16 protein-coding genes are annotated in these 25,011 nt (G+C 63.6%); 9 read left to right on the forward strand and 7 right to left on the reverse strand.

Translation table 11 applies throughout. The features are described 5' to 3' along the window. Window positions 1-47 precede the first annotated feature (47 nt). Together M9890_09620 and M9890_09625 are read right to left on the reverse strand one after the other, a co-directional pair. Window positions 48-1,553 carry a M81 family metallopeptidase gene (locus M9890_09620; GenBank protein ID MCO5177213.1) on the reverse strand — a complete coding sequence of 502 codons (1,506 nt, stop codon included), beginning with the start codon at window positions 1,551-1,553 and terminating at the stop codon, window positions 48-50. 180 nt (window positions 1,554-1,733) lie between these two features. After that, window positions 1,734-2,171 (reverse strand): hypothetical protein, encoded by a 438-nt coding sequence (locus M9890_09625; protein MCO5177214.1) that lies wholly within the window; start codon window positions 2,169-2,171, stop codon window positions 1,734-1,736. 139 nt (window positions 2,172-2,310) lie between these two features. Here M9890_09625 and M9890_09630 point away from each other — a divergent pair, with 139 nt between their 5' ends. From M9890_09630 to M9890_09665, 8 genes are all read left to right on the forward strand, one after another. Beyond that, window positions 2,311-3,381, forward strand: a complete 1,071-nt coding sequence (locus tag M9890_09630; protein MCO5177215.1) for a C45 family peptidase — start codon at window positions 2,311-2,313, stop codon at window positions 3,379-3,381. A 174-nt stretch (window positions 3,382-3,555) separates the two neighbouring features. Further along, window positions 3,556-5,499 carry an acetate--CoA ligase gene (gene acs / locus M9890_09635; protein ID MCO5177216.1) on the forward strand — a complete coding sequence of 648 codons (1,944 nt, stop codon included), beginning with the start codon at window positions 3,556-3,558 and terminating at the stop codon, window positions 5,497-5,499. A 108-nt stretch (window positions 5,500-5,607) separates the two neighbouring features. Next, a complete protein-coding gene (gene map / locus M9890_09640) occupies window positions 5,608-6,369 on the forward strand; it encodes a type I methionyl aminopeptidase (GenBank protein ID MCO5177217.1) in 762 nt (253 codons plus the stop codon). A 147-nt stretch (window positions 6,370-6,516) separates the two neighbouring features. Beyond that, a complete protein-coding gene (locus M9890_09645) occupies window positions 6,517-6,783 on the forward strand; it encodes a hypothetical protein (GenBank protein ID MCO5177218.1) in 267 nt (88 codons plus the stop codon). Between the two features lie 558 nt (window positions 6,784-7,341). Continuing rightward, complete coding sequence (locus M9890_09650; GenBank protein MCO5177219.1) at window positions 7,342-17,964, forward strand: hypothetical protein; 10,623 nt, start codon at window positions 7,342-7,344, stop codon at window positions 17,962-17,964. A gap of 35 nt (window positions 17,965-17,999) precedes the next feature. After that, window positions 18,000-18,485, forward strand: a complete 486-nt coding sequence (locus M9890_09655; GenBank protein ID MCO5177220.1) for a tail fiber protein — start codon at window positions 18,000-18,002, stop codon at window positions 18,483-18,485. A gap of 15 nt (window positions 18,486-18,500) precedes the next feature. Further along, complete coding sequence (locus tag M9890_09660; GenBank protein MCO5177221.1) at window positions 18,501-19,469, forward strand: tail fiber protein; 969 nt, start codon at window positions 18,501-18,503, stop codon at window positions 19,467-19,469. Window positions 19,470-19,507: 38 nt separating this feature from the next. Further along, on the forward strand, window positions 19,508-20,209 hold the full coding sequence (locus M9890_09665; protein ID MCO5177222.1) for a hypothetical protein: 702 nt from the start codon (window positions 19,508-19,510) through the stop codon (window positions 20,207-20,209). Between the two features lie 63 nt (window positions 20,210-20,272). On the opposite strand, the gene M9890_09670 is transcribed toward M9890_09665, so the two are convergent. The 4 genes from M9890_09670 to M9890_09685 all read right to left on the reverse strand — a co-directional run bounded on the left by M9890_09670 (window position 20,273) and on the right by M9890_09685 (window position 23,870). Next, window positions 20,273-21,541 (reverse strand): M20/M25/M40 family metallo-hydrolase, encoded by a 1,269-nt coding sequence (locus M9890_09670; protein ID MCO5177223.1) that lies wholly within the window; start codon window positions 21,539-21,541, stop codon window positions 20,273-20,275. An 84-nt stretch (window positions 21,542-21,625) separates the two neighbouring features. Continuing rightward, entirely contained in the window at window positions 21,626-22,630 is a 1,005-nt protein-coding gene (locus M9890_09675; GenBank protein MCO5177224.1) for an LLM class flavin-dependent oxidoreductase, read from the reverse strand. Next, on the reverse strand, window positions 22,627-22,965 hold the full coding sequence (locus M9890_09680) for a TIGR04076 family protein (protein ID MCO5177225.1): 339 nt from the start codon (window positions 22,963-22,965) through the stop codon (window positions 22,627-22,629). Before M9890_09680 ends, M9890_09675 begins: the two co-directional genes overlap by 4 nt. Continuing rightward, a complete protein-coding gene (locus M9890_09685; GenBank protein ID MCO5177226.1) occupies window positions 22,965-23,870 on the reverse strand; it encodes a hypothetical protein in 906 nt (301 codons plus the stop codon). The genes M9890_09680 and M9890_09685 overlap by 1 nt, the downstream gene beginning before the upstream one ends. 80 nt (window positions 23,871-23,950) lie before the next feature. Between M9890_09685 and M9890_09690 the strand changes: the two genes are divergently transcribed. Then, window positions 23,951-24,142 (forward strand): hypothetical protein, encoded by a 192-nt coding sequence (locus tag M9890_09690; GenBank protein ID MCO5177227.1) that lies wholly within the window; start codon window positions 23,951-23,953, stop codon window positions 24,140-24,142. Here M9890_09690 and M9890_09695 read toward each other — a convergent pair. Continuing rightward, a partial coding sequence (locus tag M9890_09695; protein MCO5177228.1) for a hydroxymethylglutaryl-CoA lyase occupies window positions 24,139-25,011 on the reverse strand: 873 nt, incomplete at its 5' end. The genes M9890_09690 and M9890_09695 overlap by 4 nt on opposite strands.

The raw sequence follows: 25,011 nt of genomic DNA on the forward strand, positions 1-25,011 counted from the left end.
GGGATCAGGAATTGGGAATCGAAGACCTGCCCGTCGCAGGGTCGCGCCTAGCCCTCCCAGGTCGTGTCGGGGTCGAGCGGCCAGACTGGGCGGCGGACGTTCTGGAACGGGTAGCGCGTCACCATCGGGTTGGCTGCGCCGGGGGCGTCGACCTCGATGATCGTTTCGGCGATCGGCTCGAAGTCGGCCCGGAAGTGGCCGCGCGACTTCACGACCAGCAGCGGCTCTTCCTCAGGCACGACGCCGACCATCTTGAAGTAGCCACGGTCGTTCGAGGCGTGGCGAATCGACGACACGACCAGCTTGAAGCCGTTGACGTCGATGCAGGCGCTCGGTCCGGCGAAGACGGTGCGCCCGCGTACGACCGGCCCGTGACCGACGAAATAGCCGTCGCTCAGCCGAGTCACCTTGCCGCGCACGTCCAGCGGCAGACCGTACTCGGCTGGGCCGGTCTTCCCGGCGATGCGGAAATCGAGCTCAGCTCCGATCCCGGCTGCCAGCGCCTGCTGGACCGTCTCCGGGTCCCAGATGCAGGCGGCAGCGCCCGGCACGCCGCGCTCCAGAATGACGCGCAGCAGCTCTGTCGTGTCGCCGCTCCCACCGCCGCCGGGGTTGTCGGCAACATCGGCCAGCACGACCGGCTTCTCGGCACCGGCCTCGATGATCGCCAGCGCCTGATCGAGCGCGTCCTCGGGGGAGGGGATCGCCTTCAGGAACGACTCACGCATATCCCAGGCGGCGCGGCCCAGATTATCGGCGCAGCGCTGGCCCAGCTCCGGATTCGTGGCGGTGACGACCAGCGCCGTGCCAACCTGGTCGAAGTCGGCGTAAGCGAAGCCGCCGAAGACTGCCGTCGACACGATGCCGGGATGCGCTTCCCAGTCGAGGCCGCGCTCGATCAGCTCGCGCATCGGGCCCTCGGCGGAGCGCATGTTGATCGTCGGCGGGATCATCGGCGGCTTGGAGATGTAGACCTGCGGCATCGCCAGCGTGCCGTCGAGGATCTGCTGCATGCAACGCGCCGCCTCGATGCCGCGCTCGTAGGAGTCGATGTGCGGATTCGTGCGGTAGACAAAGACCGCGTTCACGGCGTGGCACATACCGGCGGTGATGTTGCCGTGCAGATCGAGCTCGACGATGATCGGCACGTCGCCGCCGACGGCATCACGGACCGCCCGGCAGAGATCGCCCTCGGCGTCCGGCGCGTTCTCGGCCAGCATCGCGCCGTGCAGATAGAGCAACACGCCGTCGACCTCGCCGGCCTTGCGCAGATGGCCCAGCAGCCGGTTCTTCAGCTCGTCGTAGGCAGCAGCCTGCACGTTCGCACTCGGCGTCGCGTGCCCGCTGACTGTGCCGACGATGTCCCAACCTGCAGCGTCTCCGACCTCGACCATCCCACCCAGGCCGGTGTATGTCCCGCGGCTGCTGGTGACGACATCCTCGCCCTCAATCAGCGCAGATCGCCCGACATGAAACGACGCCAGGTTCGTCTCAATCTGGGAAAAGGAGTTCGTCTCATGCATGACTGAACCAATAACGACTTTCTTCGCCACTCAATCTTCCCTCTCAATAGGATCGCTGTTCGCGCCGACGAGCGCCGTTGGCCACAGCCTCACCGGGCACGCCTGTCCGCCGCGCATGCTACAGGCAGTTGACCAGATGCGCCAGACGCGGCGATGCCACGTCGCAGTAGACGTGGCATCGAATCACAATCGGATGTATTGCGTTCCTGGCTAGTGCGTCAGCGAGGTCAGCCAGCGTTCCTTCGGCTTCTCCGGGGTGCGCTCGGCAGCTGCTTCAATTGCCTGCCGCGCTTCCTCGACGCTCAGGCCACGCAGGGAAGTGACATAATCGACGTTGCGGACGTAGAGGGCGATATCGAAGGCGAACGCCTCGCGCGCCTCGGTCTCGTGCCAGAACTGGTACAGGTTCGGCAGCCAGTCGTAGCCCCAGGATTCGATGCGGAAGATCGCGACGCCCTGGCCACGGAGGTAGGCGAGCGGCTCGGAGAAGTAGACTCGTGCCGTGCCGGTGCTCTCAATAGCTGTCTTAATGCCGTCGTGGTGACGTGGTGTCGAGCGGAGTGTGTAGAGGCGACCGCCCGGTCGCTCCGGGCCAACCCGCCGCGGCTCGTACGGCGCGGAAGTCGTGCTGCGCTTGAACAAGGCCATAGACGTTCTGACCCACCCTCCACATGCTGACCACCGACGATCTCGGCGCGCCGCTGCCCGGCACACCCCGATTGTACGCGATCCGACCGATCTGCCCTATGATCTGCCACAAATCGTCGCACAACAGGGGAGATGTGGGATGAGCACGGACACCGCCACGCTACCAATTATCGACGTTGCCGGGGATCACCGCACCATCGGGCGCGCCATCGGCGAGACACTGCGCGATGGTTTGCGAGCTGTCGCTGAACGCCACCGCAGCGAGGTCAGCAACACGCTTGGCTGGGATCGCGCGCTGGAAGTCGCAGCGCGCCTGCTGCCATACGCCGAGCGCGAGGTGCCACACTGTATCGCAGAGCTGTACGGCACCGCCGAGTCAGCCGGGATTCCATTCGGGACGCTGTTCAGCATGAACGCGCTGCAAGAGACGCGCTTCCTGGCGGCACGCGGTGGTGACGAGGACGATGACGGCTGCACAAGCCTGGCTGTGACCGGCCCCGCAACAAACGACGGCACCACGCTGCTAGCGCATAACGAAGACGCCGGCACGATCCGCCAGGCGCTGCCGTACGTCGTGCGGGCCCGGCCAACCGGACGGCCCGCGTTCATCGGCTTTGCCTACTCCGGTCTGCTGCTCTATCAGGGGTTGAACGATCGCGGGATCGGCTCGGTCGGGAACGCGTTGACATTCAATGATGTCCGCAGCGGCACGCCGAAGCTGCTCGCCTACCGCGATGTCCTTGACGCCACCTACCTGGAGGACGCCATTCGCCGTACCCAACGCGCCGGCCGCGCGAACGGCAACAACCACATCATCGCCAACATTGACGGCGACATCTATGACAACGAGGTCTCGGCAACGCACAGCGCCCTGCTGCCGGGCCGCGACCTGATCGCGCACACGAACCACGTGCTCGATCCGGCCATGCGCGAGCTGGAGTGGGGTGACAACCTCAATTCGCATATACGCCTGCATCGCGTCGAGACGCTGCTCGAACGCGGACGCGGCAGCCACACCGTCGCCTCGTTGTTCGCCGTGCTGAGCGACCACAGCAACTTCCCGCGCAGCGTCTGCAAGCACGCCGACGCCGAGATCAACCCGAACGTCCAGACCGTCGCGTCGGTCGTCGTTGATCTCAGCGCGAGACAGATCCACGTCCGGGCCGGGCATCCATGCACAGCACCAACGACGACGATCGGCCTGGGATGATCCGGGCATCGCCAAACCGTGGAAAGCCTGCGGCTCAACTCGCCGATTCGGCAGGTGAACAGGCGCTGCTGGCACACGAATGGCAGGAAGAAGCGACCGTGGTGCTAGAATCGCCTATCAGGTGACACCAACCCGCCACGGGTAAAGACGAATAGCGGGAGCGAAGGAGGAGCAATGGCATCGACAAAGCCAAAGGGCCTCGATTGGGAGACAACCAGTCGAGTCCTGTCAGAGAATCGCGTGTTCGAGCCGAGTGAGGATATCGTCGAGAACGCGAACATCACCAAGTACATGCGGGACAAGGGCTTCTCCTCCTACGAAGAGCTCCACGACTGGTCAGTTGAGCACTCCGAAGAGTTCTGGGAGGAAATGGCCAGCGAGCTGGACTGGTTCAAGCCGTGGGACAAGGTGCTGGACTGGGACGCTCCCGATGCCAAGTGGTTCGTTGGTGGCGAGACGAACATCGTCTACAACGCCCTCGACCGCCACATGAGTACTCCAACACGCAACAAGGTCGCCTTCTATTGGGAGGGCGAGGACGGCACGACGCGCACGATCTCGTATCGTGATCTCTACTTCGACGTGTGTCGATTCGCCGGTGCACTCAAGGCGATGGGCATCGAAAAGGGCGACCGGATCGTCATCTATATGCCGCGCATACCGGAGCAGATCGTCGCCATGATCGCCGCCGCGCGCATCGGTGTTGTCCACTCCGTCGTCTATTCCGGATTCTCCTCGTCTGCGTTGCGCGACCGGATCGTGGACGCCGAGGCGAAGGCCGTCATCACTGCTGATGGCTACTTCTACCGCGGCAAGATCGTCACGCTGAAGGGCATCGTCGATGACGCCGTCCGTCAGTGCCCGACCATCAAGCGCGTGGTGACTGTCGAGCGCGCAGGCAACGACATCAACTGGTACCCCACGCGTGACGTCTGGTACCACGAGATGATGGCGCTGGCGACACCGGACAGTGAGATCGCCCACCTCGATTCCGAATCGCCGCTCTACATGCTCTACACGTCCGGCACGACCGGCAAGCCGAAGGGCATCGTCCACGTCCACGGCGGCTACATGGTTGGCATCTACACGACGATGAAGTTTGTCTTCGACATGCGGCCCGACGACGTCTACTGGTGCTCGGCCGACCCGGGCTGGGTGACGGGCCACTCGTACATCGTCTACGGCCCGATGATCGCCGGTGCGACCAGCGTCTTCTATGAAGGTGCGATCGACTATCCCGATCCCGGGCGCATTTGGCGCATGATCGAGAAGTACGGGGTGACGACGTTCTACACGTCGCCGACCGCGATCCGGGCGCTGATGCGCTTCGGTGAGGGCTGGCCGGGCGCGTCGGATCTGTCCGGCGTCCGCCTGCTGGGCACAGTCGGCGAGCCGATCAACCCGGAGGCGTGGGTCTGGTATCGCAAGATCGCAGGAGACACGCAGCCGGTGATCGACACCTGGTGGCAGACCGAGACCGGCATGATGATGATCACGCCGACCCCGATCACGCCGTTGAAGCCGGGCTCGGCGACGAAGGAGTTCCTCGGCATCAAGGCCAGCGTCGTCGACAAGAACGGCAAGGAAGTCGGCGTCGACGAAGGCGGCTACCTCGTCATCCACAACCCGTGGCCGGCGATGATGCGCACGATCTTCCGCGATCGCGAACGCTATGAGTCGTACTGGAACACGATCCCCGGTGTCTACTTCGCCGGCGACGCCGCCCACCGCGACTCAGACGGCTACTTCTGGATTCAGGGTCGCGTCGACGACGTGATCAAGAAGTCCGGTTACCGGCTCGGCTCGATGGAGATCGAGAGTGCGCTGGTCAGCCACCCCGCCGTCGCCGAGGCTGCCGTCATCGGCAAGCCGGACGAGATCAAGGGCGAGGCGATCAAGGCCTTCGTCATCCTCAAGACCGGCTACGAGGGCAGCGAGCAGATGCTGAATGAGCTGCGCCTGCACGTCCGCACGAACGTCGGCCCGATCGCCGTTCCGGAGGAGCTGGAGTTCGTCGGCGCACTGCCGAAGACGCGCTCCGGCAAGATCATGCGCCGCTTCCTGAAGGCTCAGGAGCTCGGCCAGGAAGTCGGCGACATCAGCACGCTGGAGGAGTAGGGCCGCTCGCGACCGACCGTCCAGTACAATCGTCAGGTTGTAATTGCGGGGGCGTCGATGACGCCCCCGCTCGATGATTCACGATCCAGGCTGAAAGCAAGGCGCGCAATGGCTCGGTCCAACAAGATCTATCTGAAGACGCCGGAACAGATCGCTCTGATGCGTGAGGCAGGGCGAGTCGTCGCCGAAATCCTCGACCTGATGGAGGACATGATCGTCCCCGGTGTCACGACGGCGTACCTCGACCGCGTTGCCGAGGAATACATTCGCGCCAAGGGTGGCACCCCGTCATTCAAGGGCTACCAGGGCTTCGCCGGCTCGGTCTGCGTGGCGGTGAACGACGTTGTTGTCCACGGCATCCCCGGCGATCTGGTGCTACGCGACGGCGACATCATCGCGCTGGATGTCGGCGTCATCCTCAACGACTGGCACGGCGACGCCTGCCGCACCTACGCCGTCGGCAAGATCGACGCCGAGTCGCGTCGCCTGATGGACGTCTGCAAGCAGTCACTGGATGTCGGCATCGAGGCGGCCCAGCCGGGCCGGCGGCTCACCGACGTCTCCTACGCGATCGAGCAGGTCGTCAACGCAGCCGGGTTCAAGGTTGTGCATGATCTGTTCGGCCACGGCATCGGGCGCGACATGCACGAAGCGCCGTCGCTGCCGCACTACGGACCGGCCGGGCAGGGCCCGGAGATCCGCCCGGGCATGGTGTTCACAATCGAGCCCATGATCGTCGCCGGTTCGCGCTCGGTTCGCACGCTGGCCGATGGCTGGACAATCGTGACGAACGACCAGTCGCGATCCGCGCAATACGAGCACACAATCGCCATCACCGAGACCGGCAATGAGATCCTGACACTGCCATAATCTCTTCCGGCTCGTACTCCGCACTGTTTAGCGCGTGCAGCGTTAGAATGTCGCTCCGGGTGAATCAGCGTGGAGTCTGCCACGGTTCTGGATACGAGATTCGTCGGACAGCGCAATCGACCGAACACAGTACAGAAGGAGCATCGCATGCAGGCGTGGGAATATCGGGTCTTTCATCGTCAACGCGAAGTGACCATGGGCGAGGTGACCAGCGGCTGGGACGAGAACATCGTCGCCATGCTGCCCGAGCTGGGTGCTGCCGGCTGGGAGCTGATCACCGTCCTGCCGCGCTCGAGCAGCGGCGGTGCCGTCAACGCCGGCATGACGACCGACGAGCTGTGGATCTTCAAGCGCCCGAAGACAACCGCCGGTGAGACTGCAAATCTGCCACAAGAGGCAGTAGCCGTCAGTTAACTGCGTCAAGTTCCAGTTTCCTCTCGCGCCAGAATCCCATACGTCATGGCGTAGCGAGCGCGATGCCGTGTGCAGATCCATTGCAGGCGGCAGATGCGCTCGACTGCAAAACTTCGTCATACCTGGGTATACCTGTCGTTCAACGCGTTTGACTGCGAACGAACGCGACATTGACGACGGTCGATGTCGCGATACCCGCTTGCGGAATGCGAGGGTATCCGTTAGCATGGGACACGGACACAGATACCTTTCATCTTCCCTCGTCCTTCTGCGCAGGATACGTATTTTGCGCGGGATTGTGGTGAGGGTTGAAATGCCGATGTGCGACCAACGCCGAGCGTCACAATTGGGTGATGCTCTCGTCTCTGGTTGTGCCTGCTGGCGTGGATGGATCGTCGCGGCATGGTGAGCGTGAATCAATCTCGACGCAGCGCCGCCGGTTTCCCGCGTGACTCAGTGTTCAACAGCCGGCCCGGTTGGCGTTACGACACCGGGTCATCATGGATAGCCGATCGCGTGGCGATCGCTCGACAGCCATAGTCAGACCCGGAGGCCTTATTGTTTACGCTGACGCGCGTTGGACAAACCTCTATTTATGCTGAGACATCGCTCAATGACGCCAACCACGGCAGCATGGGGTTCTTCGTCCCCGGCAATGTGCCGCACCTGCCGACCCAGCTGAGCGCCAGCGACATCTGGAATTTCGGTATCAGCTCCAGTGGCGCGGGTTGGTGTCTGTTCACGCCCAAGGGACAGGGCATCCCGACCGATACCGCTACAGCCAACGCGCTCGCCAGCATGCTCCGCGGAAAGCTCCCGACCAGCAGCCCGCAGACAACCGTCGGGTTCGTCTGGCTCGACGGCGACATGCGCCAGCCGGCGACGCTGACCGTCCAGTATCTCGCGCTGCTGCAGCCCAATACACGCCGCGGACAGCCAAACCCATACACGCCGGCCTATCCGCAGACGCTCACGTTCAAACAGTTCTCGATCGTCATTCAGGGCGGCACCGAGGTCAAGCTGAAGGCGGGTGCTGCCGGCTTCGACATCCTGCATGGCGCGCGCGCGAAGTCGTTCAACCTCCGGCTGCCAATCGCGCCACAGCAGTACACGGCAGCCACGACCGGGTCCGTCCAGTTCGAGGGTGAGTTGCGCGGTAGCCTGCAGTTCACGCTCGAGCCAATGCTGGCCGACAAGTTCGGCTATGGCGGATTCGACGCGTCGCTCTACTACTATCTGCGACCCGAGAATGGAAGCGGGCAACCACGTCGGCTGCGCTACCCGATCATCGACGAAACGCGCGTCAACAGCCCGCTGTCATTCCAGGTCGCGTTCTTCCCGACCACCCCCACGTCGTCATTCTTCACCGTCGTGCCGCAATCCAACGGCAGCCCGACGCCGATCCCGTCGTACTTCCGGACGACCTCGGGCTATCCGGTCGACCTGCTCGGCAATACCACCGCCAAGGGTCGCTTCTACATGCGACCACGATCGAACCCGAACAATGAAGTCACCGACATGCCGGAGATCTACTACTTCACGCCGAACGGCGGCTTCGAGATCTTCGCCGGTGGGCCGCTCGACGAAAACAGCATGACCGCGCTGCTGACCGGCGCGTCCGGCACCGAGTATGTGCGCATGCGCCCGCGCAACGGCACCGCTGGTGACTTGCTGCGCTTTGAGTTCGACCGCAGCGCCTACGCGCAGACATTCGGCGATCTGGAGATGGGCGGCAGCGCGCTGCTGACCCCGGATTACCGCACCTCGTGGGTCACCGTCGAGGGCGTCGGCAATCCGTCCGACCGCTTCTATTACGCACAGCCACCCAATGCTCCGCTGTTCCAGGCCAATGGCATCTTCGATGGCACGCCGTACCTGGACTACAGCGAAGCCTCCATCGCCACGATCAAGACGACGTTCCCGATGACGCCGGTGGCCGGCATCAACATCGAGCCCTACGTCAACACGATCGACGTTGATACCTACGAGCTCTTCGAGCGCGACGTGCTGGTTCCAACGCGCGACGAGACGATGAAGCGTGCGTCGACGACGCTGCCCGCGAGCCCGGCCCGCTCAATGCGCTCGCTGCTGGCGAATGGCAACGACGTTGAGAAGCGCACCACGCCGCAGGGCCTCATCGTCGACGTCGATATCGCAACCAACCGCTACCAGCGCGTCCTGCTCGGTCGCGTCGACGAGACAGAGATGGCCGTCGATTCGCCAACGGAGCTGTTCCAGCAGGCACTGGCAACCAACAAGCTCTTCCTGGTCATTACGCATCTGGGCAACGTCGGCGACTTCACCGACAACGCCATCACGCTCAGCTCGTGGAACTTCGTCGCCGACATCGCTGCCGAGGCCGAGCCGGTCCGCAGCATCATGGTGATGAAGTACGCCGACGGATCGACGGTGAACCAGCTCGTCGACGACACGTCCCAGTGGCGAGACCCCGACAATTTCACCGACGCTGTCACGATCTCAGCCAAGCTGAAGTCGATCATCGCCGACATGCGAACCAAGGCGGGCGGTGCCGGAAGCGGCACATCGAGTACCGACGCCGATGTGGCGAAGTACTACCAGACGATGCTCGACACCGTCATCGACGCGCCGAACTGGTCAGGCATCATCGTCTTCGAGGCCTCGCTCGGCAACCCGAACGAGATGCCGCGCGAGATCCTCGGCCTGCTTCCGGGCATGGTCGTAACCAAGCCGACGGCGGCAGTCGACGGCGGCGACCTGATCGCCGCGACCAACATGATGGACCCGGACTTCAAGGCGCATCACCTGCGCATCGACATCGCCAAGGTCAAGCAGGACGGTGCCAACAACATCATCGGCATCGAGAACAGCTCGATGTCCGCGCTCATCGACTACGAAAACGCGAACGCCGCCACGACCGGCGCGTCGCGTTGGACCGACAACTCCAAGACGGCGATTGAGGTCGACGACATCGCCGACATCACTGATTTCTCGTACCGTGTCAAATTCATGCGTGTCATCTTCGAGAACTCGTACATCAAGAACTTCATCAGCGATGTCACGCTGAACATCCACAAGCTGTTCAAGGAAGTCCCGGACATCTCCGAGTTGTCGGATGGCTCGATGTCGGTCAATGCGATCGACCTCTCCGGCTCCCTGCAGCAGATTGATGGCATTCCGACCTATGTCTTCCGCTTCGGCTGCATCGATCCGCTGCTGAACAACTTCATCGTCTGCTCGGAAAAGGGACTCGGCAACACCCGCGCAATCGTGAAGTTCCCCGCCGTCAGCCCGGTCATCACGGCAATCGAGTCCACCCGCGTGGACTACAACATGCTGCAGGCGGCTCAGGACATCGGGCAGACCAACATTGCCGAGTTCGTCATCGCCGGATTCCTGCAAACCCGTGAGCTCGGTGGACGTGACTTCTTCTCCTACGATCGAGTTGGTTTCGGCAAGCTCCCAATGACCTTGCAATACACCATGCTCGACGAAGAGGACATGACCGACGACATCGCCAAGCCCGAAGACATGGGCAACCCGTTCTGGATCTTCAGCCCCAACAAGATGCGCTTTGACACTGTTCGCGGTCAGACTCGCGACGGCAGCGTCGTGAAGGCCGCGCCGTTGGCACTGAAGGGCATCGCCGAGTCGGTCAGCAGTTTCTCGGCAGCTGACGCCAGCGTCTTCCCGATCCCGAACCTGGTGCCGATGTCGTCTGCCATGATCCCGTATCAGCCGTCCAGCACGGCGATCCTCGATCCAAGCCCGGTGACGTACATTATTTCCTACGGGTTCAGCACTGCCGGGATCGGCCTGAGTATCTCCGCCGGCGGGTTGATGGACATTACGGTTCACACCGGCTGGAAGGAAGCCACCTGGACCGATTCGGGCGAAGGTGTCTTCTACACCGCGCTGCAATGGGCCACACCACTGTCCGGTCTCGACATCGGCAAGTCCGGCATGTTCAAGGCCGAGCTGAACGACTTCGGCTTCGGCGAAGTGCCAACCTCATCGAACGACCGCCTGTTCTTCATCTACGTCAACTCGCTGGCCCTGACGATCATGAAGTGGACCGCAAAGGTCTCGCTGCTCCTGTTCGCGCCGGTGCCGGGAGACGAGGGCTTTGCCGGAGCGTTTGGCAACGGAGGCGCGAACATTTCGAGCTGGTTCGGCTCGTTCTCGCTGACCAAGGGCAGCAGCGGCACGTCGAGCGTGAACTCGCTGCCGGTACCAATCGTTGTTCCGGCCAAGCCAGGCGATCCGGAGTTTGTCCTCGCGAATGCCGCCATCCGTCTGGTCATCCAACGCAAGACGAGCGGCGAGCCAGAAAAGTATGAACTTGTCGTTCACGGCTACGTGCAGAACGTCGGCGGTATCAACGGTGCCTCCACCATTACCGTGACGACGCGCCTGTTTGACGGCGGCATGATCCGCTCGGGAGATTCTCCAAAGTCAACGACCATCTCTTTTGCCTCAGGAGGATTGAAGAGCTCAGAGAAGTTCGAGATTTCGTACGGCCAGTCGAATTGGCCCGGCTCGGACACGCAGATCGCTGCCAATGTCCAGATCACTGGTGATTTCATCACCAGTTCGCGCAGCAAGCGCATCCGCCAGACCAACACCGTTTCGCTGCGTGCAGACGAGGGCAAGCCGGGTCGTTCGGGCTCGCCAATCATTGAGATCGACTACATCGCGATCGGGCGTGGCGTCCGCATGCGTCGCGGCACGGCTGCTGATGGCGACTCGAACCTGAACGTGCGGCCCGAGATGCGCACCGTCGGTGACGCGCTCGAGGTGATGCAGCAAATGCTGCCCAGCGGCGAATCCGGCCCAGACCTGTACGATGTCCTGCGCGACATCTACGCCCCGGACGCCGGCATGATGGTCGGCATCGACATTTCGATCATGGGCTGGCTTCGCCTGGCGGTCATCGCGAACACAGCCGACGAGGTCTACGGCGGTCTGGTCGAGGTCAAGGATGGCGCACCAGGGTTCGCCCAGATCCTCAAGGGTCTGCGCATCGAGATTCTCTACCGCCGCCTGTGGGACGACAGCGACCTCGGCGTCTACGAGGGCACGCTGATCCTGCCCGACAGCTTGCGCTACTGGGATGTCGGCGGCTTCTCAATCACGCTGCCGGTCATCAGCCTCGCCGTCTACACCGACGGCGGGTTCTTCCTCGACCTCGGGTTCCCGTCCGGCAGCTTCGCGTCCGGCTACGACTACTCGCGCTCCTTCGCGATCCAGGGCTTTGTCGGCCCATTCCCGGTGATGGGCGCAGTTGGCCTCTATCTCGGCCGTCTTTCAGCCGATGCCGAATACACCATCCCTGATATCGACCCGACCTTCGGCGTCTGGAAGTCAGCCTGGAAGTTTGGCCTGGCAGCCAAGATCGGATTCGGCAAGGCCTACAAGCGCGGCCCGGTGTCGTTCGAGCTGTCACTGACCGCCCAGCTCGCCCTGCAGGGCGTCGCTTCTGCAATCGACCGGGTGAGCTCAACCGACGACGACAGCGCCTGGAAGCCGGCACCCGCCGACTACCTCATGCTCGAAGCCAGCTTCAACCTCGTCCTGCTGGCGATGGGCAAGTTCGAGGTTCGCGCAGCAGGCTTCGGTCTGTCAGCCACACTCAACGTCAAGGCCAGCCTCGGCATCTCGTTCCGATACATGACGGCGGTGCCAATCAAGATCCAGCTCAGCATCGTCCTGGAAGCCGAGCTCAGGGTCTCGCTGGAGCTGCTGTTCTTCTCGATCTCGATCAGCTTCAAGTTCATCTTCAAGTTCCAGCCGTCCTTCTCGATCGATACCGGGGAGCATCCGGACTGGATCCAGTGGGCCACCGGCTATCCGCCGAAGTCCGTCAACAAGGGCGACAACGTCCTTACGACGTCGTTCGACAACCCGATCGGCCTGCGTGCTACCGGGCGTGCGCTGGCCGCCGGTGGGCTCACATGGTCGGCACCGGGCGCGATGTGGGACTCGACGTTCGACTCCGTCTTCACCTACACGTCCGGCAGCGACACAGTCGACCTGCGCGACGACGACGGCAAGCTGCCGATCGATCGCGTCTTCGCGACGCCGTTCACTATCGATGAGGACGGCAACCTGGTGGCTGCCGCCGGCCTGGTCATCTCCGAGCTGCACGCGCGGTTCCTGCAGGCAGGCATCTTTGCCTGGGCAGCGAAGACGGTGCTCGGCTCCAGCGTCAACGGCTCGACAACGCTCAGCGCCGGCGATCTGGTGACGCTGCGCGCCGCAATCGACGGCGAGCGCGACGCACTCGACTACTCGACGCTGCGCGATTTCCTGGATGCAAACTACACGTTCAACATCCACCCACCGACGAGCGCCGAGACCTACCTGAAGCCAGCCGGCAGCAGCGAGACGGTCGCCTCGGTCTACCCGATGGACCCGGGCTACTCGCTGTCGTACGACGACACGACCGTCGTCTTCGCCGACCAGACGCTGCGTGACAGCTCCTACTACAACAATCTCGACGCGTACCTCGGTGCGCTGTTGCTCAAGATCGAGCAGCAACTCGGCCTGAGCGACGGAGCCAGCGCGCTGGACGCACCGGTTATTCCGACCAGACCGCTCGTCACTCACGTCTTCGAGGCGTACTACGGGCTGATCCTGGAGGCCGGTGTCGAGAACGCGATCGAGGCCAAAGTCTCACGCGCCGACGATTCGACGGAGATCACCGACACCTGGACGCTGGCGCAGATCATCGGCGACATCATCGACCGCACGCACCCGGCCGCCGTCAGCGCCGTCACCGGCCTGACCTCACGCCTGATGCTGGGTGGCCACCAGCTGCCGGATTCGTTCGACACGTCGACCACCCCGCCAATGCCGAGCAGCTTCCAGCCGCTGTATGCACTGACCGGCCAGCAGATTCCGGTCTCGCTGACGCTGCCGGAGCCGGACGAAGAGGAAGAGGAAGAGCCGGATGACAGCGACGTCATCTGGACGTTGACGCTGCTCGATGGCGACGACGAGCTGGCTGCCGCCAACGTGACCCGTGGCGACTACGCAGCACTGACGGCACTGCCGGATGACGTGCAGGACGCCATCGACTTCGACGCCGACGAGCCGGTCATCGAGCGGATCAAGCCGTACCTGGAGCAGGATCCGAGCTACCCGATCGACGAGCGTATCCGGGTTGCATCTGCCGGCGGTGACGCCTGGGCCAGCTCGCTCATGCCGTTCTCCAAGCCAGTGCTTGCCCGGCTGGAAGCCGAGGACGACACAACGCGCCTCAGCTCCAGCATCACCAAGGTGGTCTACGACGACGAGTTCTCGAACGAGATCGAGAGCACCTTGACGCTCCTGTCGAGCCAGTACAACTGGGCACTGATCGTGCCAATCACCGCCGGACGCGTCGTCGATGCAATGGCATCAACGACCGACGAAAACGGCTCGACGACGACCGTCTTCAGTAAGTCGACCTACACCTTCGGCGGCACCGACGAGCTGACACGCGGACGCGTCGCCGGGCTAATGACCGACCTGATGGAAGGCAACCCCTCCATCACCGGCGTGTCGGTGCTGCATTCGACCTCCATCGATGAGGTCGGCGGCCTGGCCGGCCTCGATTCGACCGCCCGCATTCTGAAGACGAACCTGTCGACCGTCAGCGCGCCGCGCTCCGGTCGCCGCCTCGCGGCTGTCGATCCGCCGGAAGAGAAGTTCTACGGCGATCTGACGTCGGCCGACATCTTCGCCAGCCTGCGCCTGCTCTGGGAGGCCAGCGTCGTCAACGCACCAGGCTTCTTCCTGGAATACGACGGCGAGGACGGCATCCCGGACGACGCGTTCGGTGCAACCAACACCGCCGATCTGACGCTCGTCATCAAGCTCTCGTCCAGCCAGGGCATCCCGGCCTACGCAAACGGCATCGTCTACTCGTCGACGCCGTCGAAGGTCGAGCGCTTCTACCTGACGAGCAACGATGCTGCGGCCAAGATCGCAATTCCGACCGGCGTACCGGGCACGCTGGCGTTCTACGCCGGGCGCGATGTCTCGGACGCCTCGGCCGGCAGCCTGGCTCGTGGCACAGCGACGCTCTTCAACCTGCTGGCCTACCGCATCAAGGACAAGGGCGGCAAGGCGGGCAACTGGGCGGTCAGTGACGAAAGCTGGTCGATGCCGTTCAGCCCGCTGAAGCTGAACGCCGACCTGCTACCGTCCTCGATCTCCAGCCTGGAATGGAACTACGAGGTCGTCGTGCCGTGGACGACGTTCCTGACGAGTGGCCGCACCGCGTCACCGCTGGTCAGCGAAACCGCCGCATACAGCCCGTACGACATCATCGGCAACTCCGTCTATCTGGAGCTGGCCGCGCTCGACACGTTCGGCAACATCTACCCGACGACGGTCGAGAAGCAGTTTGAGATGAAGTACACCGATCCGCTCATCTCGCTGCCGGAGTGGGCCGAAGCGAAGATCGCCTATCAGGTCAATGCCAGCGGCCAGATCGTCATGGTGCTCGAGTTCGGCTCCGATCGCTTCACTGCGCCGGAGACAGTCGCCCGGGCACGAGCGCTGCGGGTGCAGTACGAGACCATCTGGTTCCAGCTCAACGACGCCAACACAACGATCTCGCTCAACACGACGCTGCTCAATGGCAACGGCTCGATCGGACTGGCCAACGGCCACTCGATCAACGCCGAGCTGCAGGACTGGGTTGAGGAGGTCCTCGACTTCCTGAACGCCAAGGTCACGGGTGGCACGGCCAGCGAGCCGAGCATGAAGGTCCTTACGACCACCGCGATCTCGCGATCCACCCGCGATCAGCAGCCGGAGAACATCCACCCGCTGCAGGTCACGATCACGATGTCGCGACCGGAATCGATGGTCGATACCGATGCAGCCGAGAAGCTGACCGCGATCGCGTCGGTCACCTCGTCGATCAAGCCAGACACGCAGGTCGAGGCGGATCTGCCGGCACTGCCGGAAGGCATGTCGGCCATGGCCTCCGAGTCGCTCGTCGGCTTCGCCCAGAAGTTCGAGAAGGCGTTCCCGGAGATGCGTCTCGGGACGGGTGATTCGGACACGAACGACCAGGCGCTCTGGATGGTCCGCATGGGCCCGGGCGTGTCGGACACCGGCACTGGCATCCAGTACTTGATCAACACCAGCGAGCGCTCGTATTTCGGTGCCGCGCCGCTCTCGACACGCCTTGAGACGGTCACGATTGTCGACCCGGAGGACACGAGCAAGACGGTGCCGTTCAGCAACGTCGACATGGACAAGCTGGCTCGCCGATTCATCGCGGTCGTCGACACCATGCTCACCGAGCAGCAGGCCGTCGATCTTCGCCGGGCGGACGCTGGCAAGTTCGCTCGCATCCTACGGGCGAAGGAGACGCTCGCCAGTGGCATCCCGAATGGACTGCTGGCGATCTACACCGGAGACGATGATGCGGATCGCCAGGCTTCCTCGCGCGAGGTCTATCGCCAGACGCTGCTCAAGTCGCTGTCAGCCGCCTACGATGTCGACACGGTTCTGAGCTACAACGCGTCGGTCAACAACTCGGAGTCGATCACCGGCACGCCGCCGAATCTGTACGGCACGGTCGTCGCACTCGAATCTCCGGACGGTGAAGAGGCAGCCTACGTCGTCGGCACCGCCAAGATCAAGCTCGGCGGTGACTCACACCTCTCGTTCACCTTCTCAACGTCGCGCGACAGCGAGCGCGCACAGTTGCCGACGCGCATGGCCTACCAGGTCACCTATGTCGAGCACAACATCCAGACCGACAAGCCGGCCTGGGCACCGCCGAGCGGCAGCTACGAGTACCGCTCGTCATCGTGGCTCAAGCTGATCCTGCCGGACAATCCGAGCGTGCTCGACAGCGACAAGCTCGTTCACGACCCGGTCAAGCTGTTCGACGGCAATACGCCGGTGAATATCCCGATCCCGCTGCGCGAGTTCCCGGTCACTCCGGCGATCCTGCGCCAATTCGGCAACCCGGAGACGGCTGCCGGAGAGTCGGTGACGCTGGAGAAGGCCGCTGCCTGGGAGTACGAATTCCAGGTCGAGCGCGCACGCGCAGCGCAGGACCGCATCTACCTGCAGATCGCCTTCAACAAGAAGCAGGCGTTGCGCGCACTGCTTGCTGACGAGGACACACTCCTTCACGCGCTCTGCCGCTTCGATCTGCTCTACTCGCGGCTGATGGATGCCGACAAGCCCATCGCCGAGCAGACGCAACCAACGGCGGCTGAGCTGCTGACGCTGACCGACGCCATCGAGGCCGTCGCGAACACCTGGGGCACCTGGGAGCCGAACGTCCCGATCCAGGAATACACCTGGCTCAAGGACGACTGGGCCTACCATATGTCCGAAACGATCGCCTATCCGGATAGCGAATCGCCGGTCGTCAGCATCCGTCTCCAGCCACTGGCGATCAAGGAGCCAATCGGTGGCAAGAACTACGGCGACTACCCGCAGATCCGCGTGCCGGATCCGATCACGAGCGGGCCGGTCGATCTGTACCACCATCCGGAGAGCGCATCCCCAGGCGATCCGGTGACCTACTCGTTCACCTGGTCGGGCACAGTGCCGGACAACCAGACGCGTTCGTTCGTCTTCTCTGACCTGAACGTCCTGAAGACCGAGAACGCACGCGGCCGCATCTGGCTCACACGCAACGAGAACCTCGGCGATCTTGACGGCCGCACGACCAACGAGCGGTTCATCTATCGCAGCGGTGCGAGCGAGTTTACCGATCCGCTGCAGCCGTACATCGATCGCACGGTGCCGGTAGACATCAAGGCCAGTGTCACGCCGACGCAGCAATCGCTGGCCGGCTACCTTCAGGCGGTGTTCCAGCAGGTGTTCAACGTCGCAATCGACAACGGCTATCCGTGGCCGCTGACCAAGATCAACTGCCGTTATGGGCACGACCCGCGCAACAAGGCGATGCCGGTTGAGGGACCGGGCATGGACGATCAGTTCTTCGTCTATCTGCCAGTCCTCGACCACGTTCCGTTCGTGCCGACCAGCGCTGCGGACCTGGCCAACGAAATCGCCAGCATCATCCAGACGTGGGAGGCCCACATCGACATTCCGAACAGCCCGACGAAGGGCACCGGATTCTATGAGTTTGATCTGAGCGTGTTCAGCACGCTGGGCGACGCGAACGGCGCACCAGTGCTGCGACTGCGCCGGATGTGGATCGCACGCTTTGACTAGTCACGAGACACGCGGCGAGTAGCGAGGGCATCGGGATGGATGACTACATCATCGGCGAGATACGACTCGCCGCATTCGACGGAATACCGGACGGCTGGGCGGCCTGCGATGGGCAGGCGCTCTCCGTGAGCGAGCACCAGGCGCTCTTCGCAGCGATTGGGACAACCTACGGTGGCAATGGCCGGACGAATTTCCGCGTGCCAGACCTGCGAGGTCGCGTTGCCATCCACACCGGCGCCGGAGGCTTCAAGCTCGGTGCGAGCGGCGGGGCCGCGCAGCACGCGCTGACCACCGCCGAGCTGCCGGCCCACCAGCACGAGCTGCTGCTCGCGCCACCGGCCGGGAACGAGCAGTCCGGCAACGGTCAGAGCTATCTGACCGACCAGCCCATCGAGCACGTCGCCTGGACCGCAGTCGAAAACGGGGCAACGGCTGCGGCGGCAGCGCACGACAACATGCAGCCCTACCTCGGATTGATGTTCATGATCGCGGTCGGCCCTTCCAGCCGAGCGCGCAGCTGAGGAGGGATGCGACCGATGCCCTATCCTGGAGAGATTCGCCTCTTCGCCGGCAACGTCGCACCCGCTGGCTGGGTGTTCTGCCACGGCCAGGTTGCGAACATTCGCGCCCTGCCGAAGCTGTTCTCAGCCGTTGGTGCTCGCTATGGCGGTGACGGTCGGCATACGTTTGCGTTGCCCGACCTGCGCGGCCGTGTGCCGCTGCATCGCTCCGACACGATCGCTGTCAGCGCGAGCGGAGGAGCAGAAGCAGTGACGCTCGCCGGAGCTCAGATCCCGCAGCACGGCCACGGACTGCCGGTACCGGACAGCGCAGCCAGCAGCAACGTCGCTGGACGCGCTCTGCGGGTGAGTGCGAACGTCGGCGCGCACCAGACGGTCAAGCTGGGCAAGATGACCAGCACCGGCCTGGGCAGCGCCCACGACAATCTGCAACCGTATCTTGCGCTGAACTACATGATCGCCGCAGACGAGCCCGACGCCGGCCCGGTCGTTGGCGAGGTGCGCATCCTCGCCGGTAGCGGTGTGCCCGATGGCTGGGCGAAGTGCGACGGGCAGGCACTCAACATCGCCAAGTTCGGTGATCTCTATTCCGTTATCGGCACGACCTACGGCGGCGATGGGCGGACGCAGTTCGCTCTGCCTGACCTGCGCGGACGCGTCGCGATGCAAGCAGGACGTGGCCCCGGCCTCTCGACGCGCAAGCTCGGCGAGGCGGGCGGCGATGCCACAATCGCGCTTCGCGAGGATCAACTGCCGCAGCACGACCACGGCGCAGAGCTTTCCGTGGCCGTTGCCGAGGGCGAACGCGTCCTGCTGGCCGCATCCGGCGGCGACAACGCCAGCGGCACAACAGACGCAGCCGACCGCGTCATCAACGTCGCGACCGGTGCCTGTGGCGAGACGGCGACACATCAGAATCTGCAGCCATACCTCGCGGTGAACTACATCATCGCCGTGCGAGGGCGGCTACCTGAACCGGCATAAGACACCGCGATGCGGATCGACGCACAGAGGGGTTTGAGATGAAGGTCGATATTGGCAATGTGAAGCTCGCGCGGCGCGATCTTCTCAAGCTCACGTCCGCATCAGTGGTCGCGACCACGCTCGTTGGAGCGTCGGCAACGCTCACGCCGCTGTCGCTGCCGCACTTCGACTGGACAGCGCAGGCCGCGACGACCGCCCCGCCGCGCGTCGCCGTCGGATTCTGGAACGGTCGGCTGGACTCATCGTTCTCCGATGCCGGCTCGATCGAAGCGGGCAGTGGCCAACACGCGTCAACGGCGCACGTTACCGTCGCCACCGGCTGCCCGCCAGAAGACATCGCGGCCTGGGACAGCTTCCGCGCTGCCGGCCTGACTTTCGACCTGCGGCCAAACCACGAGGGCGCGCTGCACGCCTGGCGACATCAGGTCGATCCGGTCACCAGCACCAGCCCGCTGGCCAGTTACGACATCCCGGTCGATGCCGAGGGCGGCCTGCGCGGCTGGATCGACTACCGCGCCAACGATGGCAAAGCAGCCGTCCCGTTCCAGATCGGCGCAAACGGCGGTCTGCAAAACGGCACCTACCTGATCATGCTCTCCGGCCCTGGCGATGTCCGGCGCATCGACTGGTCTCCGCTCACGCTCAACGTCATCGACGGCGGCCAGGCCCTCGCCCTGCGCGACGAACGCGGCCAGACTGTCCGCCGCCCACACGTCGTGCTTGAGGTCTATTTGAGCTAGAACCACAAAAAGAACGGCCGCCGCGTTGGACGCGGCGGCCGTTCTGCGTTTCCGGTTGGCTGACTATTCAGCGTCCATCGGAGCCGAGAAGTAGTAGATCAGCTCCTTGGCGTGGGCGCGTGCGTCGGAAAGGCGGATCGACTCATCGGAGCCGTGCGCCTTCGACTCGCGCTGGCGGCCGTTCCCGACCGTCGCGATCAGGTCCGTGTTCAGTACCTGCGCGATGTTGGCCATGTCGGTCGAGCCGCCCGAGCCGGTGCGGACGAAGTCGTCATCGCTGTAGCCCTGCACCAGCTTCAGCGCTTCGACCAGCCGCTTGGCACCGGGATGGTCTGCAGACTGGTAGTACGACGGATACGAGTGCATGAACGACACGTCGGCAGAGAGCGCCTGCGATTTCTCCAGACCGCGTTCGACCGCCTCCCGAATCTCGGTGGTCACATCGTCGTAGTCCTCTTCGGGGATGTAGCGCCGGTTGATCAGCACTGATGCAGTTGCCGGGACGATGTTCGACTTGACACCTCCGCCAACGATATCCAGGTTGAACATGGGACGGAGATGTGACGGCGCACCGGGGGCCGGAGCCAGTGGCAGCGCTGAGCGGCGCGCTTCGACCTCGTGCTTGAGCGTCAGCAGCTCATTGAGGATCGGCACCATCTCTTCGATCGCGTTGATGCCGAGGTAGTTCGCGCCGGAGTGGCACGAGCGACCGTGGACGGTGACCGTCGCATCGACCGAGCCGTTCGAGCCGAGCCGCAGCACCGGGTCCTGGCTACCCTCCATGCACAGCACCGGCGCGGTGACATAGCCTTCGAGCGCGAGGTGGTAGACACCGGGATAGACGCCGATCTCCTCGTCGGTACAGAGAACGACGTTGAGATCCCAGACCGGCTCGATGCCCTGCTGCTCCATGACGTTGAGCGCCGTCAGCAGCGTCGCGATCGTGCCCTTCATGTCGGCGATGCCGCGACCGTAGATGCGACCATCCTCGATCTCGCCGCCGAACGGATCTTTCGACCAGCCTTCCTCGATCGGCACCGTATCCATGTGGGCGTAGACGGTCAGCGGCGGCTTGCCGTTGTTCTGCCGCGCGACCAGATTGACGCGATCACCCTCGAGGGGCAGCGGGATCTGCTGAACCTTCTCCCACGGGATGACGACGCGCGTCGTGTCAAATCCCAGACGCTGGAATTCCGGCTCGACCAGATCCAGGAGCGTATCGTAGTTGCGACCCGGCGGGACGCAATTGTCGATGGCGATGATCGACCGCAGCCGCTCGATGAGCTTGTCCTCCTGCGCATCGACCGCAGCAAAGGCTTCCGTAAAGTCCACGCGATTCTCCTCCCACATTCAAGACTGTGTGCAGCAGGGGTATGGTAACGGAATCAAGCGCAGAGTCCAGCGGACGCAGAACATCTATCCGCGCAAGGCGGGCAGGACACGCTCGCCGAGCAGCCGGATGCCGCCGGCATCGGTGAGACCATGCGGCGTGCCGAACTCGATCCGGTTGACCCCGGCGTCGAACAGTGCCTCACACTGCGCGATGATTTCGGAAGGGTTCCCGGCGAACGCGAAGCGCGTCAGGAGATCGTCGGGGATGAGGCGGCCGGCAGACTCCTGGTCGCCTGCTTCCACCAGCGAGTCGATCCGCGACGCTAGCTCGGGATCGATACGGACGGTCGGATCAAGCGGCTCGACGACCGGCAGATACAGCGCCATCTCGCGGCGAATGAGGTCGCGTGCCCGCTCGCCGTCCTCATCGACGACGGTCACCGCACCGAGCGCGATCCCGATCGCCTGCGGGTCGCGGCCAGCGCGTGCGGCACCCACCGCAATGCGCTCGCGAACCGGCTGCACGACATCCGGATTGGCCGAGCCGCCGACCTTCACCTCGTCGGCGCGCTCGCCAGCCAACGCCAGGATGTTGCGGCCCCAGCCGCCGATCATCAGCGGCACCCGCGAGCGCCGCACTTCGTAGCGTAGACGCAGGCCCGGTCGCAGGCGGTGGTATTCGCCGTCGAAGCCGCGATCGTCGCCACTCAAAAGGCGCTGGATGACCTCGATGGATTCGCGGATGCGGGGGACAGCATTGTCCTGGCCAACGCCGATGTCGTCCAGCCAGGCACCGCGCGTCAGCCCCAGGTAAGCGCGACCGTCGCTGACCTGGTCGAGCATCGCGATCTGACCGGCGATCTCAAGTGGATGCAAGGTGAAAGGGTTGATCGCAGCCGGGCCTAACCTGATACGTGATGTCGCTTGCGCGGCCAGCGTCAGCGGCACAATCGGCGGATGATAGAGCAGGTCTGCATAAATCGACAGCATGTCGAAACCGAGCTGCTCGACCAGAGCTGCGAGCGCAGCGTACTCGGCGGGCGACTTGTTCGATTGCAACGCGATGGAGAGCGATCGGCCGTTGGTCACGTCAGATCGTCGACTTTGAACGTCCGACAATTGATGCGCTCAATCCGCATAATCAGACGTTCGTCGATATCCGGGCAAGCCACAAGCGTGTCCAACTCCAGCCAATCCGCCGGATCGAGCAGTCGCTGTTTGGCGGGAAGTAAAGGCAGCACCGATTGCAGGGCATACAGGCAAAAGTGCTTGCCCTCAGGTATGCGAATCTGGCTCGATTCGGTGAGCTCGAAGTAGTCTCCCACCTGCAATCCACACACCGAGCGGCCCTCAATACGATCGACCGTCACCCGAAGGTCGAACAGATCGAACTCCAGTTCATCATCTTCCCGCAGAAACTCCATCAGCGACGGCCTTCCACTTCATCCCACGGCTCCCGGTGCAGAATATCCATCAGTTCGGCGTGCAATGCTGGCGTCGCAGCACCAACGATCGGAGCACGGCGAGTCAGATCAAGCGTCACCGGAACGGGTGTACCTTCAAACGTCGACAGAACTGCTCCGGAGACATCAAGCATGATCAATGCCCCTGCGTAGTCAACGATCTTCTCCCCGTGTCCAGCCGGCGAAATGCGGTTCGGATTGACCAGGGCGTCGAGTGTGCCACACGCGATCAACGACAGATCGAGCGCCGAGCAGCCAGTGATCCGAATTCGCCGCGCATCAACCATCAGCGGCCCCATCGTCCGCCAGGCTGTCGTCGTCTCCGGGCGAATGAGGGCCACGCGCGACTGGCGCAGCGACTCGACTGCTGCCGGGCGCACGACGCGACCATCGACGCGCACCGGCCCACCGCGTGCGGCAGTATAGACGTGACCAGTTGCGAAATTCATCACACATCCTGCCACGATGCGATGATCGAGCAGGATACCAACTGAGAAGGCGTAGTACGGGAAACCGTAGACGCGATCGGTCGACATAAGCCCAGGCTGCGGAGCTGTGTGCTCAATGAAGTTCGGCACCGCCGTCGCATTGTTCGTCGCGTCAACCGGATCGACGATGGCGGTGAGCGCCGAGCCACGGTCGAGGAATCCGACTTCCTCCGAGAGGATGTTCATCCGCGGTTCGAGCGTGGTCAGGACATCCAGGGCGCGATCTTCGGCAACCTGATCGACGTAGGATGTGTCGAAGCCGTCAGCACCGAGGCCGACGACATCGGCCAGCCGCGCCTGCTCGGCACGAACGATCGCCTCGCGCACCTGTCTGCCGCACTCGGCCAGGTCAACGAGCAATGCATCAAAATCAACCATCGGAAGACGCACATTCGCTGTCGTATGAATCAGGTATCGGATCTGCTATCGTGATGCGTTGAAGAGGGGAGTTCAACGTCATGCCTCGCCATATCGTCACGTTGCTGATTGTCACCGGCGCGTTCTTTGGCCTGCTCTGGATGGGCGTTGTCGTCTTCAATCAAACTCCGGGTACTGCCATGCTGCTGAGCTTCATCACACTCCTGCTGATCGGACTTGGTGTGACCTATAGCGTCTCCACGTTACGACAGGATCGCACCGAACGCGACTAGGACGTCGGCTGCGGGAATGCGCCGGCCCGATAAACACGCCCCGGCAGCTCCTTGCCAAGCTGGCCGGATAGCCACTCAGCACACGCAATCAGCGCCTCAAGATCGATGCCGGTCTGATACCCCATACCGTGCAGCATATAGACAAGGTCCTCGGTCGCGATGTTGCCGGTCGCACGCGGCGCGAACGGGCAGCCACCCGTTCCACCGACCGACGCATCCAGCACCTGCACCCCCGCTTCGACCGCCGCCAGCGCGTTTGCAATGCCGGTCATACGCGTGTCGTGGAAGTGGCAGCCGACCAGCACGCCCAGGTCGCGCGCGCCGTTGACCAGCTCACGCACCTGCTTCGGGACGCCAACACCGATCGTATCGCACAGCACGATCTCGTCCGGCGCGCCAGCCTGTAGCCGTTCGATCACCGAGAGGACCGTGCTGGCAGGCACTGGCCCCTCGAACGGGCAGCCGAAGACGACGCTCAGCGGGATGACGAAGCGCTTGCCGTCTGCCTTTGCACGCCCGGCCAGCTTGATCGCGAGGTTGATGCACTCCTCGACAGTCGCGTTCTGGTTGCGGCGTGAGAAGCTGTCCGTGACGGCGAACGTGAAGTGGATCGCATCGACGTCGGTTTCAATCGCGCGATCGTAGCCTCGCTCGTTCAGCACCAGTCCAGCATAGGTCACACCCGGCTCGCGATTGATGGCCGCCATGACATCTTCAGCACCGGCCATTTGCGGCACCAGCTTCGGATGCACGAAGCTGGCCGCTTCCATGCGGGTGATGCCGACCTGGGCGAGGCGGTCGCAGAGCTCGGCGCGGGTGGCTGGCGGCAGGATGACCGACTCGTTCTGCAGCCCGTCGCGCGGTCCGAC

Source organism: Thermomicrobiales bacterium (assembly GCA_023954495.1).
Taxonomy (GTDB): Bacteria; Chloroflexota; Chloroflexia; order Thermomicrobiales; family CFX8; genus JAMLIA01.